Here is a 14064-nt window from a genome sequence, read left to right as displayed (position 1 = left end):
CCCCACTATCTGAACTACCATCTATGAAGTTATCAAAGAGCAATAAACGAACTGGAAATTACCTCGAAAGAGGATTCTAAACTTACTATACGAGGGAGGTTTATAAATGAAAGCACAATCCTATGTTAATGGTGAATGGGTCTGCAATGATGAAAATTCTTTACCTGTTTATAACCCGTACACGAAAGAAATAATTGGTGAACAGTTTCAAGCCACTGAAGTAGATGTAGAAAGGGCTATTTCATCCGCATTCGCTACAAAAAAGGAAATTGCAAAAATTCCTTCACACGAAAGAGCTGCTATCTTAAAGAAGGCTGCGACTCTTTTAGACCAACAAAAAGAGAAGTTTGCAAAAATTATTTCTCTTGAACTAGGAAAACCAATGCGTTTTACACTCGATGAAGTTGCTCGTTCAGTCGAAACCTTAGAATTATCAGCAGAAGAGGCAAAAAGGTTAATTGGTGAAACACTGCCTGGTGATGTTTCATCTCGTGGTTCAAAAGCAATAGCAGTAACTTTTAAAGTTCCAGTTGGTGTCGTGGCAGCGATTACACCTTTTAATGCACCGTTAAATTTAGTTGCTCATAAAATTGGCCCTGCATTTGCTGCCGGAAACAGCATAATTTTTAAACCAGCAACTCCAACTACATTAGTTGCAACTGAATTCGTCAAATTACTAATGGAAGCAGGATTCCCGAAAACATCTATTAATATGGTTTTAGGTAGAAGAGATGCGGTGCAGCAAATTGTAAAAGATGATCGCGTAAATGTTATTTCGTTTACTGGAGGACTTGTAGCGAGTAAAAATATTTGCAAGTTAGCTGGCATTAAGAAAGTTCTACTAGAGCTAGGAGGTAATGCTGCAACTGTTGTTCATCACGATGCTAATTTAGTAAAAGCAGCTAAAATGTGTGCAAGAACCGCATTTAGTAATTCAGGACAAAGCTGCATATCAGTACAGAGAATTTATGTACAAAAATCAGTGTTGAATGATTTTGTAAATCTTATGAGAGAGGAAGTTCAGGCTCTTAAGGTTGGCGATCCATTGTTGCTTGATACCGATGTGGGAAGTATGGTTGATGAAAATAATGCACAGCGTATGATTGATTGGGTTGATGAAGCGGTTAGTATGGGTGCGGAGGTTCTTTGCGGTGCAAAAAGAGAGAATGCTATCGTTCATCCTACCCTATTATTAAATCCACCACACAGAAGCAAAGTGGTTTGTGATGAAGTTTTTGGTCCTATTGCTAGTATTATTCCCTATGAAACTATCGATGAAGCAATCGAGGCAACAAATAATTCAGAATTTGGTCTTCAAGCAGGAATCTTTACCAATCAAATGGATTTGGCCTATAAATTTGCACAATCCTTAGATGTTGGTGGGGTTGTGATAAATGGTACATCGAATTTTAGACTCGATCATTGGCCATATGGTGGCGTTAAAAACAGTGGAATTGGACGTGAGGGTCCACGCTATGCCATCGAAGATATGACAGAAACAAAAATGATTGTATACCAAATTAATAACTAATCATTTGTCTAGACCGAGTGATAAAGGTTTTAGTACTTAGAGCTTTTATCACTCTCTTTTTTGGTAATGAAAGCCGATTAAGATCTGCCTAAGTATATTGCGCGTTTGTAATAATTACAAGGTTAACAACAGAATGTTTAGTATCTGAACAGTAAAATGACAATACATCTTTTTTTAAGTGTTTTATTTTGGCACGAAAATTGCAAATATTCAGTGTGTAATAATAAAATAAGAGCTTTTATCACTATTTTTATAAAGGGGGGAAATAAATGAATGACAGGATTCTTTTTGAACAGCAGAAAGAAATAGCTACCATATATCTTAATGAACCTAACAATTTAAACTCATTAAGCACTAAATTAAAACAGCAATTCTTAAAAGTGCTTAATGAAATTGAAACAGACCCAGATATAAAAGTTGTAATTATTGCTGGAAAGGGTAGGGCATTTTGTGCCGGTGGTGATGTTAAAGGGATGGCAAACATGAAAGAGTATGATCCAGTGGCCATCAAGAGAAATATGGAACTGTCTTCAATCATAATTGAAAGACTACGAAGAATGCCAAAGGTTATTATAAGTTCTATACATGGCTATGCTGCAGGTGCGGGTTTCAGTTTAGCTCTGGCATCAGATCTTATTGTTGCTGAGGAAGGTACAAAGCTTATTCTTTCATTTAAGAACGTAGGATTAATACCAGACTTGGGCATTCATTATTACCTTCCTAAAATTGTAGGTGAATGGAGAGCGAAACAGTGGATTTGGAACGGGATTAAATTAACAGTTGAAGAAGCTTTGAACTATGGGTTTAGCATCGAAATTGTCGCAAAGGGTCAACTAAATAACCGAGCGATGGAACTAGCAAAGGAAATTAGCAATGGTCCTTTTCAAGCACTTGTTTACTCAAAGTTATTAATTAATAACTTCTCTAATACAAAACTCGAGGAAATACTAGCAAAGGAAAATGAAATTCAAACGATCTTGAGAGCAACTCATGATCATAAAGAAGGAATTAACGCTTTTTTAGAAAAACGTATTCCTGAATTTTCAGGACATTAGGGGCGTTGGTCATAACGACCACTACAAATACTGAAAATAAAGGGATATTAAATATTGAAATGTAAGCGTTGTCTATATAACTTTTTCCATTTAATATTGTAGAACATTTTGCATATGTGTTAAGGAGGTTGGATGTGGATGAAAAAATTAATTTCGAAACAACTAGTGAAGTATTTAGAGGGTAAAGGGGTTCAACATATTTTTGGACTTTGTGGTCATACGAATATAGCCTTCCTCTCTCAGTTAGAAAACAGCACCATTAAATTTATCAATACTCGTCATGAACAAATTGCAGCACATATGGCTGATGGTTATGCACGGGTAACAAAACAGGCATCCGTTGTATTAAGTCACATCGGTCCTGGATTAACAAATACCATTACTGCAATAGGAACCGCTGCTTTAGATAATGTACCGATAGTTATTATTGCCGGTGATGCTCCTTCACATTATTACGGTAGAAACGCTTTTCAAGAAGTAAATCTATATTCGGATGCTTCTCAATATGAAATCCTACGTCCAATAGTAAAACGCGCATGGAGGGTAGAGAGACCAGATTTGTTCCCAGAAATCATTGAGAAAGCTTTTCAACTGGCGGAAAATGGAAGGCCTGGACCGGTGTTAGTATCAGTTCCAATGGATATCTTCTCAAAAGAGATTGATGTGAGATTATTCGAACGATTAACCTACCATAATCCAAAACTACATAAACCATCGATAGATCAAGAGACCGCCGTAAAGATTATAAAGACTCTTAAAAATGCTGAAAATCCACTCTTCTTAGTAGGTGGAGGCATTATGTTAGCAGACGCTTCAGGGGAATTAAGAGATCTAGTAGACCACATGGGAATTCCCGTTGTTAATACGATGATGGGTAAGGGTGCTGTTTCCGATGACCATCCTTTGGCTATGGGACTTGTTGGTTTCTGGGGTTCAAAGTTTACAAATGAAAAAGTCCGTAATGCAGATTATATTTTTGCATTAGGAACTAGTTTTGGTGAAGCGGATTCCAGTTCCTGGGAGGAAGAGTACACTTTCAATTTCCCTCCAACAAAGTTGATTCATATCGATATTGATCCACAAGAGATTGGAAGAAACTATCCTGTTGAAATCGGAATAGTTGCAGACTTAAAGCAATCATTGAAAGTTCTGAATAAGGTAGCAAAAGAAATGGTTCCAGTTCCTGTCCAAAATCCAACATTAGAAAAGGAAATCGCGGCAAACAAGGAGGCGTTTATTCAAAGTAACCAAGAACATATTAAAAACAACTGTTTCCCAATGAGACCAGAACGAATCCTACAAGAAACTCGCGAAGTATTACCAAAGGATGCTTATATTACAACAGATGTGGGTTGGAATAAGAATGGTGTTGCTCAAAGATTTCCTATTTATGAAGCCGGAACTGTTCTTACTCCTGGTGGATTTGCAACAATGGGGTTCGGTTCTCCTGCAGCATTAGGAGTAAAGGTTGCTAAACCTGATAGAGTAGTAGTTTCTTTAGTTGGTGATGGGGGCTTTGGTCAAAATCCAGCTGTACTTGCCACAGCAGCTGAGGAAAATATTCCTGTCATTTGGATCATTATGAATAACAGCTCTTATGGGGTCATTGCTGGACTTGAAAAAGCACATTTTGACACTACATTTGGAACCATTTTCTATAAAGATGGAAAACCATATTCTCCAGATTTTGCTGCAATTGCCCGTGCATTCGGTGTGGAAGGTGTAAAAATTGAATCTGCAGAAGATTTTAAACCTACATTAGAGAAAGCAGTGGCATCTAAGAAACCATTTGTTATTGATGTATCAATGGTGAATGTTCCAACTCCAACAGGAGGGCATTGGAACATAATGGATATTTATTCGCCAAATGAAAAAAAATCACACGCAGTAGTTTCCATAAATTAATCTTTAAAGCATGTAATAGCAGGGATAAGAATCAATCTCTTAGCTCTACTTTTAAATAAATCTAAGTGAGAACCAATTAAGCTATTTATCTCATTAGAAAAGGAGGACATGAATTGAAGGTAAGTCAAAAAGTTAAATGGGGTATTCTGAGCACAGCCAGATGTGCAAAAGAGAGATTGCTTCCTGCCATTAGGGCAGAAAGGAATTCAGAGTTGCTAGCTATTGGAAGTAGAGATATTGAAAAGGCCAAGCTCGTAGCTGAAAATTTTGGAATCCATCGTGTTTATGGAAGCTATCAAGAGGTAATAGATGATCCAGAGATTGACGCAATCTACATACCTTTGCCGAACAATATGCATAAGGAGTGGACAATTAAAGCTGCTAAAGCTGGGAAGCATGTCCTTTGTGAAAAGCCTGTGGCACTTAATGTTGAAGAAGCAGAAGAAATGGTAGCCGTATGTGAAAAGAGCGATGTTCTCTTTATGGAAGCTTTTGCCTTTCGCTGTCACCCGCAATGGCATCGTCTTAGAGAGATTTTAGATTCTTCACATATTGGGGAAATCAGAAATGTTAACGCACATTATTCAATTTCAGTTGAAAATCCAAATGATATTCGTTTAAATCCAAATATGGGTGGTGGGTCGCTTTATGATGTGGGTTCATACTGCATCAATGCCATTCGATTTATTATGGGAGAGGAACCAACTGAAGTTCATGCGATTTCGAAATTTGCTCCAGATAATATCGTTGATTTAACAAGCTCAGTTGTAATGCGTTTTCCTGGTGATCGACTAGCACAGTTTTCAAGTTCAATCGAAAGCACTCATAAACAGGTTGTTGAAGTGACAGGCACAAAAGGAAGCATTAAAATTTCATGGCCATTTAGACACCCTAGTTTAGTTATTCAAAAGGATGCAAAGGAGATAATGGATGTTTTCGAATTCCAACTTGATGAATATACAGAACAAGTAATACACTTTGTAGACTGTATTCTCACAGGTAAAACATTATGGTATGGACCTGAAGAGTCTATTAAGAATATGAAGGTAATAGAAGCAATTTATGAATCAGCAAGCCACGGTACGAAATTGCAATTGAATTAATCCTTTATTTCTGGGTAAGGAAAGTGATGTATATGAGTAATAGCCAACAAGTTGTCGTTATTACAGGGGCTAGTGGGGGGATTGGCAATAGTATTGTTAGGCGTTTTCATAGAGAAGGAGCAAAACTTGTACTCCTAGATCTAAAAATGAGCAATATGGAACGTAGCATAGAAGATTTCTCACCAGAATCGCTTTTACTCGAATGCGATATTACAAATAAATCTGATGTAGAAAAAGCCCGTGACACCGTCCTGTCTCATTTTGGAAAAATTGATGTATTAGTCAATTGTGCTGGTATTCTTTCTTCTATTAATTCGATTGAGGAAGTTGAAATAGAAGAATGGCGTAAAATTATCGATGTCAATTTGACAGGCACGCTTATTTGTACACAAGTATTTGGTGGAGTGATGTTAGTTAATGGTGGTGGATCCATTGTTAACATTGCGTCTATGGCTGGGTTGGCTCCTTCACCAAAAAAAGCAGCATACAGTGCAAGCAAGGCAGCTGTCCTTATGTTAACACAACAAACAGCACTTGAATGGGCGGGGAAGAACATAAGAGCAAATGCTATATGCCCTGGATTCATTGAAACACCGATGATTTCCCATATGATTAAAAATGAAGAAGAACGTAGAAAAAGAGAGAGTATTATCCCAATGGGAAGATTAGGGATGCCGGATGAGGTGGCCAATATTGTATATTTCTTAACTACGCCTGATGCAGCATACATCAATGGAGACTCGATTAAATTGGACGGTGGCTACTCAGTAACAACAATGCCAAAAATAGATTCAAAAGGCATATTGGCATAACCGTTAATCTAGCAATTCTTGAAATTATGGATCTTGAATTCTGAATAATTACCATTTTATAAGTATTTCATAAAATTAATAGTAGAAAATTTAAGGGGGAAGAGGAATGTTAAAAAATAGAAGTGTTTTTCGAGTAATTTTCACTTTAGTAGCCTTATTTATGCTCATGATTGCAACCGCATGCGGTTCAATTAAAAGTAATGGTGAAGGCAAAGAAAAGAGTATTAATTTCCCTACTAAAAACATTACAGGGGTTATACCTTTTGGAGCTGGAGGACCTACTGATTCCATGGCACGTGCAGCAGCAGCTGCAGCAGAGCAAAAAATTGGAAAATCTATTATTATGGTCAATAAACCAGGTGCATCTGGTGGAATAGGGACACAGGATGTTTATGACTCAAAGGCGGATGGGCATACATTATTGTTCGCTGCTGAAACAAACCTAACAATACTCCCTGTATTTGATATTAATGAAAGAAGTTACAAAGATTTTGAAGCTATCAATATTTTTGGACGTACTTACAGTGCTATTGCTGTAAAAGCAGACTCAAAGTACAACACCCTAGAGGACTTAATTAATGATGCCAAGGAAAATCCAGGGAAAATTAGTTTAACCCTAGGTTCAAGTGGAAGTCAATCACAAATCGTTGCCACTATGTTAAGAGAAACAACAGGTGCTGAATTTAATATGATTCCATTTGATGGAGATGGTCCTGCCTTAACAGCTGTCCTTGGAGGACATGTGGATGCATTTATCTCGAGTGTTGCAATGGGAATTGAAAATGTTGAAGGTGGAAAGCTTAAATTTTTAGCAATAGTTCATGACGAGCCCATTGATAATTTACCAGATGTTCCTCCTGTGACAGAGGCTATCCCTGAAATGGAAAAATATTTACCATGGGGTCCATTCTCTGGTGTATTTGTTAAGAAAGACACACCAGATGAAATCAAACAATACTTAATTGAAAAATTTAAAGAAGCATCAGAAGTTCAAGAATTTAAAGATTTCTTAGCAAATAGTCAATATGTGCCTTTAAGTATCTCTGGTCAGGAGGCAGAAGAATTTATTACAGACTGGGCTTCTAAGACACTCTGGTTATTACATGATGCTGGGATAACAAAGAAAAGTCCTGAAGTCTTAGATATCCCTAAACCAGAAAAATAGAATCATAAGAATAAAGGGGATTTCCTCCCCTTTATTCTCTACTAAAGAAAGAAAGGACATTATATATGAAATTATCAAAACATGGTTTACCAATCCTCTTACTTGTCATTAGTCTATTTATTCTTATACAGTCTCTTAATATAAAGGAGCAAAGTGTGTTTGATCCATCTTCTGGTGCTTTTCTTCCTGCTATTATCTCACTAGTGTTGATTCTTTGTACCATTATTATTTGGAAGGAAGAAATGATCAAATCACAGGCTTCTAGGCAACATTTAGCTGACCCAGATAATGAAATACCCGAGGTGAATGATGGGACTTTTGGGGGAATATCAAAAAAAGTTGTATATATGCAAATGGCTCTTTTTGTGGTTCTGTCACTTGTCTTTGCATTCTTGATGAATTACGTAAACTTTTTGATATTGTCAATAGTTTTCCTAATTATTGCTATGATTTTAATAAAGAGAGAAGGCATCTTAAAGGTTTTCATTACATCTATCGTAACAAGTGCAATTATCTATTATTCATTTGTTTACGTTTTTAAAATTGTTTTTCCAGTATAAGAAAGAAGACGGTCGCTATTCAGAGCGAACACCTTATTTATCTACTTAAAGGTTGATTAATTAAACAGGGGGGAAAGTATGGAAAACTTACAATATATATTGCAACCCTTTATACAATGGGATTTATTATTAATCGTTGCCGTTGGTACACTTTTTGGATTCATCGTAGGTGCACTTCCAGGTCTTTCAGTAACAATGGGGGTAACTTTACTTGTTTCATTGACTTATTCATGGGATACAACGGCAGCCATTGTATTTATGGTAAGTGCCTATGTTAGTGGGATTTATGGGGGGTCTAGAACGGCCATTCTTATGAACATTCCTGGTTCGGTGGCTTCACTTGCTACGACCTTTGATGGATACCCGCTTGCTCAACAAGGAGAAGCAGGAAGAGCAATCGGAATTGCAACAATATACTCTTGTATTGGTGGTACATTAGGTATTATTGTTTTTGCACTTGCATCACCATTACTAGCTGATTTTGCTTTAAGTTTTGCTTCAAGAGATTACTTTTTACTGATGGTGTTAGGTTTGCTGTTAGTTGGAAGCTTAGGGCAAGGTTCAATGGCTAGGTCTGTTTTCTCGGCTGGGATAGGAGTTATTGTGGGATTAGTTGGTATTGATCTCATGACAGGAGAGGAGAGATTTACTCTTGGCCTTTTTGAACTTAAAGGTGGTATTTATTATCTAGCTGCGTTACTTGGATTATTTGGTTTCTCAGAGGTTTTGTTTCAGTTTCGTGAAGTAGCTAAAAAAGCAGTTTCAAATAATGTAGGAAAGTTACTACCTCCTCTTAACTATATTTTGAAGTTCTTACCATTAACATTGAGGTCGGCTATTATCGGTGTACTTATCGGTGCACTTCCAGGGGCAGGTCCTGAGATCGCAGCTATTATGGCTTACGATCATGCTAAAAAATCAGTTAAGAAACCAACAAGACCATTTGGAAAAGGAGCATATGAAGGAGTATTAGCTCCAGATACGGCAAATATGTCTGCAACTGGTGGAACGATGATCCCAATGATGACACTAGGTATTCCTGGTGACGCTGTTACCGCTGTTATGCTTGGAGCGTTTATGATTCATGGATTACAACCAGGTCCAATGCTTATGGTTACGACCCCTGATTTATTCTATGTAATAGTAGGAGCTGGCTTCCTTTCCATGATTTTTGTTTTTATTTGGGGACTCTCCGCCGTAAGACAATTTACGAAAATCACTCTTGTTCCTAGACATATCTTACTACCGATCATTGGATTTTTAACCATTTTAGGTGCTTATGCTGTAAATTATAGTATTACCGAAGTCTATTGGATGATTGGATTTGGGGTTCTTGGTTATTTTATGAAACTCTATAATTTCCAATCTGGTCCGATGGTACTTGGGATAATTCTTGGACCAATGCTCGATACACATTTCCGTCGTTCGATTATTTCTGAAGAAGGTTTAGTCGGATTTCTTGCAAGTTTAGTAACGCATCCAATCAGCTTTGTATTAACACTTGCTGTGGTGTTTTCTATTTTTGCCTCTACACCATTCTATAAAAATATGATGTTCAAACTTAGGTCAACAATTACAAAGGGAAAAGCGGCCTAATCTTTTAAGTTGAGTGAGCTTGCTCAGCTTTTAAGTAATTTAAAGATAACAACGGGGCTCACAGCTGTTTGGTTCAGCCCTATCAATATTTCTGCCATGATCACAGCAAAGATATTAAGGAACAATCCATTCTACTTCGGTTTTGCTATTATGTTTGGGAGATTTGGTTCTGTCTTGTCATCGTTGTTAAATTATCGTTGAACCAACGATTCTAATATATGATTTATTTTTGGTTTTGAATAGAGGAGCTTATTTATGCCAATTGGACCTATAATAAATTCACTAGCAATTATTTCAGGAGGTTACTTAGGTGCTCTCCTTCAAAATAGGATTCCTAAAAAATTATGTAGTGCCATGCCCTTAACATTTGGGGTAGCCTCAATAGGAATGGGGATCAGCTCCATTACAAGAATAGATTCCTTGCCACCTGTCATCTTATCCCTAATAGTTGGAAGTGCATTAGGTGAATTAATAAACTTAGAAAAAGGAATTGAATGGTGTGCCAATAAGGTTCAAAAGCCAATAGAAAGACTTTTTTCCAAAAGAGATACTACTCATTTGAGCCCTGATTATATGGAAAAATTCGTCGGAATCGTCGTTTTATTTTCTGCAAGTGGCACCGGTATATTTGGTTCATTAAATGAGGGGATGACTGGGGATACATCCTTGTTGATATCAAAATCATTTCTTGATTTGTTTACGGCAACAATTTTTGCAACCTCCTTAGGATATATAGTCATGATTGTTGCCATACCTCAATTCCTTATTATGATTACTTTATACTTTTGTGCAGGATCCATCATGCCCTTTACTGCATCTTTTATGATAGGAGACTTTTCCGCAGTGGGTGGGATTATTATGATTGCTACTGGTCTTCGAATTAGTGGAATCAAATCGTTTCCAATAGCTAATATGTTACCGGCACTCTTAATCGTTATGCCAATATCAGCAATCTGGAATATTTTTTTAGGATAATGAACCTTAGAATGGAAGACAAGAAGGAGGTTTCTATTAATGGCAACTCAATTTTCTCTTGCTCACCTTACTTTACTTGAATGTTCACCCGCTGAAATGACTTATATTGCTGCTGAGGCAGGCTATGATTTTGTGAGCTTTCGACCAATTGCCCTTGGTACCGTAGACGAGCCCCAGTATCCTTTAGCTGAAAATAAAGGATTGTTAAGGGAAACAAAAGCGGCGCTTCTGAAAACAGGTGTGAAACTTTTAGATATTGAAATGGTTCGTATCTATGATCAGGTAAATCCGAAAATATATGAGCCTGCTTTTGAAGTTGCGGCAGAACTAGGAGGACGTCACGTTCTAACAACAGTACTAACGAACGATCGTAGTTTTACCCTTGATTGTTTTTCGGAAATTTGCGAATTGGCAAAGCCATACGGATTAACCATTGATTTAGAATTTCTTCCTTGGTACAACGTAAAAACCCTCAAGGAAGCAGCAGATATTGTTAATACGGTAAAACAAGATAATGCAGGAATTCTAGTTGATACATTGCATTTTCACCGCTCTAAGGTCCAACTTGAAGAATTAGATGCACTGCCATCAAAATGGTTCCATTATGCACACGTATGTGATGCACCAGGTGAAATTCCTACTACTAAGGAAGAACTTATTCATACCGCACGTGAAGAACGGTTTTATTTAGGAGAAGGTGGAATTCCTATTTCCGATATTCTAAATAAATTGCCAGAAATCCCATACTCTTTGGAAATACCGCATGCTAAACGTTCACGAGAAATGAGTAAATTGGATTATGTAAAAGAGTGTTTAAGAACCGCAAAAGACTATCTCGAAAAAAATTAATAGAGAGGTGTGGATATGAAGAATATAAGAATAGCAGTACTAGGTATGAATCAAGGATATAAATTTGCTAAAGATGCGATTAATATCCCAGATATCGAGCTTGTGGCAGTTGCAGGAAATGATGAATTAGCACAAATAAGAGCAAAAGAATTAAATGTACCTCTCTACACAGATTACAAGGCTCTTATTGAAAATTGTAAACTGGATGGGATCATAATAACATTGCCAAATGCTTTACATCGGGAAGCTGTAGAATTAGCTGCTAGAAAAAAACTTCATGTTTTAGTTGAAAAGCCGATTGCCCATACAGTTGAAGATGGAGAAGCAATCATAAAGATTTGCAAGGAAAACAACGTAAGTCTGTTAGTAGGACATCATAGGCGTTTTTCTAGTAAACTTACAAAATTAAGAGAGATCGTATCATCAAATAAGATAGGGCAAACTGTTGGGGTAAATATGATGTTCGTACTAGCAAAGGATCGTCCTTACTTCTCGGAAAAATGGAGATTAACGCAAAGTGGTGGGCCATTATTAATTAACGGTATCCATGATATTGATGTTTTAAGGTTTGTCACAGGCCTAACAATTCAAAGTGTTTATGCGGTGAAAAGAAATAATATAAGACAAAATCCAGTTGAGGACTCTGCTTCTGTCTTATTGGAAACAAGAGAAGGTCCAATTGCGAATTATTTTCTTTCTGATGGGGTTCCTTCACCTTGGTCATACGAATTAACGACAAATGAGAATCCTAAGTATTCACATTCTGATGCTGATTGCTATCAAATATTTGGTACAAAGGGAAGTATCTCATTTCCAAGTCTTACTTTGTATACATATGATGAAGAACACTTTGGATGGGATCACCCGTTAAAAGTAGAAAAATTAGAGGTTGAAGATAATGATCCTATGACTGCCGAGCTTCTTCATTTTGCTTCAATAATAAGAGGAGATGCTGAACCATTTGTAACGGGTGAAGATGCCTTAGAAACTTTAAAAGTGATTAATGCGATTCAATTATCGGCGGATAGTAGGCAGAAAATTGAAGTTAACGCAAAAAAAACTCCAACTAGTACGATATAAAGATATAAGTTATCAAGGTCAAAAACCTAAGAACCGTGTCCGATCCTACTTAAAAAGAAATAATAATTGTTTACTTCAATATTTTGACATGGTGGAGGATTACATATGAATAGTCTATTTGAAAGAATATCCGGTAAAACAAAATTAATTGCACTATTGGGTTCGCCAGTATCTCATAGTTATTCTCCGAGAATGTATAATTTAGCATTTGAAAACTTAGGACTGGATTATGCATATCTAGCATTCAACGTAGAAAATGATCAGTTGAAGGATGTAATACGTGGATTAAGAGGTTTAGGACTTATTGGATTTAATGTAACAATGCCATATAAGACAAATATTCTTACGCTTTTGGATGAACTATCCACATCTGCCTCTTTGATAGGTTCAGTAAACACTGTAGTTAATACTCAAGGTAGATTAATTGGACATAATACGGATGGAATGGGATTTGTAAAAAGTCTAAATGAAGTAGGAATACAACTGAAAGGAAGAACAATGACTTTATTAGGTGCAGGGGGAGCAGCTACCGCTATAGCGATTCAAGCAGCAATGAATGGCCTTAAAGGAATTTCCATATTTAACCGTAAAGATGATTTTTGGTCTAAAGCTGAGCATACAGTTGAAGTTATTAATAAAATGGAAGTTGATTGTAAGTGTAGTTTATATGATATTCAAGATTATGATATGTTAAGAAAAGAAATTGAGAATAGTGATATTTTAACTAATTCTACTAAGATAGGTATGGTACCACATGTAGATGAATGTCCAATTCCTGATGGCACTTGGTTACGTCCAAATTTAATAGTAACCGATACAGTATATCAACCTGTAAAAACCAAATTACTTCAGTTAGCAGAACAAAATGGTTGTAAAATAGTTAATGGTCTTGGGATGATGCTTTGGCAAGGTGCGTTGGCATTTGAAATTTGGACTGAAAAAGCTATGCCCATAGAATTAATCCGTAAAGATTTGTTTGAAATGAGCTTATCTGATAATAAAGCTTAGCAGGCTGTTTGGAACATACTTAATTAAATCCTGTTATCAAAAAGGGTTTCACCTCGCTAGTGGTTTTAGACAAACAAAAAAGAAACTTGACACATTTATTTACATAGTAACTTGGTTTTGACTAATAGCAAATCTCTGCATGCAAAGGGATTGAACGCTTTGGTAGTATCGAATTCCTAACCTTACCATCTAAATATTAAAGACAGGAAAGGTATAGGTAACTTTTATTAACGATTGGTGAAGTAAAGTGATTTGCAGGATACGGGAAAGAATCGGCTAGACTCTATCTATCTCTATCTGCCTATTTATAGGAATAACTTAATGGAAGATTTAATAAAATAATAATTCTATGAAAATGTTGGATAAATGGCATCAAGGCTAGTCATTCTACAAAACATTATTAAGGCAGGATTCTAACAATATAT

The 14064-nt window shown here is 36.5% G+C and carries 12 protein-coding genes; all 12 read left to right on the top strand.

All coding sequences use genetic code 11. The features are described from left to right. The first annotated feature begins 106 nt into the window (after nt 1–106). The 12 genes from J2S07_RS17295 (at nt 107) to J2S07_RS17240 (ending at nt 13639) form a co-directional block, all read left to right on the top strand. Nucleotides 107–1531: an aldehyde dehydrogenase family protein gene (locus J2S07_RS17295; RefSeq protein WP_307151659.1), complete on the top strand. Its 1425-nt coding sequence runs from the start codon at nt 107–109 to the stop codon at nt 1529–1531. A 269-nt stretch (nt 1532–1800) separates the two neighbouring features. Further along, on the top strand, nt 1801–2586 hold the full coding sequence (locus J2S07_RS17290) for an enoyl-CoA hydratase/isomerase family protein (protein ID WP_307151658.1): 786 nt from the start codon (nt 1801–1803) through the stop codon (nt 2584–2586). Between the two features lie 138 nt (nt 2587–2724). Continuing rightward, nucleotides 2725–4491 (top strand): thiamine pyrophosphate-binding protein, encoded by a 1767-nt coding sequence (locus J2S07_RS17285; protein WP_307151657.1) that lies wholly within the window; start codon nt 2725–2727, stop codon nt 4489–4491. 113 nt (nt 4492–4604) lie between these two features. Next, the gene (locus J2S07_RS17280) at nt 4605–5594 is read left to right on the top strand and encodes a Gfo/Idh/MocA family protein (protein WP_307151656.1); all 990 of its coding nucleotides are present in this window, start codon (nt 4605–4607) and stop codon (nt 5592–5594) included. A 32-nt stretch (nt 5595–5626) separates the two neighbouring features. Next, complete coding sequence (locus tag J2S07_RS17275) at nt 5627–6406, top strand: SDR family NAD(P)-dependent oxidoreductase (protein WP_307151655.1); 780 nt, start codon at nt 5627–5629, stop codon at nt 6404–6406. Nucleotides 6407–6512: 106 nt separating this feature from the next. Then, the gene (locus tag J2S07_RS17270) at nt 6513–7571 is read left to right on the top strand and encodes a Bug family tripartite tricarboxylate transporter substrate binding protein (RefSeq protein ID WP_307151654.1); all 1059 of its coding nucleotides are present in this window, start codon (nt 6513–6515) and stop codon (nt 7569–7571) included. A 65-nt stretch (nt 7572–7636) separates the two neighbouring features. Beyond that, nucleotides 7637–8131 (top strand): tripartite tricarboxylate transporter TctB family protein, encoded by a 495-nt coding sequence (locus J2S07_RS17265; protein WP_307151653.1) that lies wholly within the window; start codon nt 7637–7639, stop codon nt 8129–8131. A gap of 78 nt (nt 8132–8209) precedes the next feature. Continuing rightward, a complete protein-coding gene (locus J2S07_RS17260) occupies nt 8210–9727 on the top strand; it encodes a tripartite tricarboxylate transporter permease (protein ID WP_307151652.1) in 1518 nt (505 codons plus the stop codon). Between the two features lie 255 nt (nt 9728–9982). Further along, nucleotides 9983–10702 carry a DUF554 domain-containing protein gene (locus J2S07_RS17255; protein WP_307151651.1) on the top strand — a complete coding sequence of 240 codons (720 nt, stop codon included), beginning with the start codon at nt 9983–9985 and terminating at the stop codon, nt 10700–10702. Between the two features lie 39 nt (nt 10703–10741). After that, complete coding sequence (locus tag J2S07_RS17250) at nt 10742–11551, top strand: sugar phosphate isomerase/epimerase family protein (RefSeq protein ID WP_307151650.1); 810 nt, start codon at nt 10742–10744, stop codon at nt 11549–11551. A 15-nt stretch (nt 11552–11566) separates the two neighbouring features. Continuing rightward, nucleotides 11567–12631, top strand: coding sequence for a Gfo/Idh/MocA family protein (locus J2S07_RS17245; protein ID WP_307151649.1), 1065 nt, complete (start codon nt 11567–11569; stop codon nt 12629–12631). Between the two features lie 105 nt (nt 12632–12736). After that, nucleotides 12737–13639 carry a shikimate dehydrogenase gene (locus J2S07_RS17240; protein ID WP_307151648.1) on the top strand — a complete coding sequence of 301 codons (903 nt, stop codon included), beginning with the start codon at nt 12737–12739 and terminating at the stop codon, nt 13637–13639. The last annotated feature ends 425 nt before the right edge of the window (nt 13640–14064 follow it).

The organism is Anoxybacillus andreesenii, from assembly GCF_030813005.1.
GTDB lineage: Bacteria > Bacillota > Bacilli > Bacillales > Cytobacillaceae > Robertmurraya > Robertmurraya andreesenii.
This window is presented reverse-complemented; position numbering and strand designations above follow the sequence as displayed.

Bases quoted from the DNA above. Each gene is read 5' to 3' on its own strand.
- J2S07_RS17245 (WP_307151649.1), top strand. From the start codon at position 11,567: ATGAAGAATATAAGAATAGCAGTACTAGGTATGAATCAAGGATATAAA.
- J2S07_RS17240 (WP_307151648.1), top strand. From the start codon at position 12,737: ATGAATAGTCTATTTGAAAGAATATCCGGTAAAACAAAATTAATTGCA.
- J2S07_RS17265 (WP_307151653.1), top strand. From the start codon at position 7,637: ATGAAATTATCAAAACATGGTTTACCAATCCTCTTACTTGTCATTAGT.
- J2S07_RS17285 (WP_307151657.1), top strand. From the start codon at position 2,725: ATGAAAAAATTAATTTCGAAACAACTAGTGAAGTATTTAGAGGGTAAA.
- J2S07_RS17255 (WP_307151651.1), top strand. From the start codon at position 9,983: ATGCCAATTGGACCTATAATAAATTCACTAGCAATTATTTCAGGAGGT.
- J2S07_RS17290 (WP_307151658.1), top strand. From the start codon at position 1,801: ATGAATGACAGGATTCTTTTTGAACAGCAGAAAGAAATAGCTACCATA.
- J2S07_RS17275 (WP_307151655.1), top strand. From the start codon at position 5,627: ATGAGTAATAGCCAACAAGTTGTCGTTATTACAGGGGCTAGTGGGGGG.
- J2S07_RS17260 (WP_307151652.1), top strand. From the start codon at position 8,210: ATGGAAAACTTACAATATATATTGCAACCCTTTATACAATGGGATTTA.
- J2S07_RS17250 (WP_307151650.1), top strand. From the start codon at position 10,742: ATGGCAACTCAATTTTCTCTTGCTCACCTTACTTTACTTGAATGTTCA.
- J2S07_RS17295 (WP_307151659.1), top strand. From the start codon at position 107: ATGAAAGCACAATCCTATGTTAATGGTGAATGGGTCTGCAATGATGAA.
- J2S07_RS17270 (WP_307151654.1), top strand. From the start codon at position 6,513: ATGTTAAAAAATAGAAGTGTTTTTCGAGTAATTTTCACTTTAGTAGCC.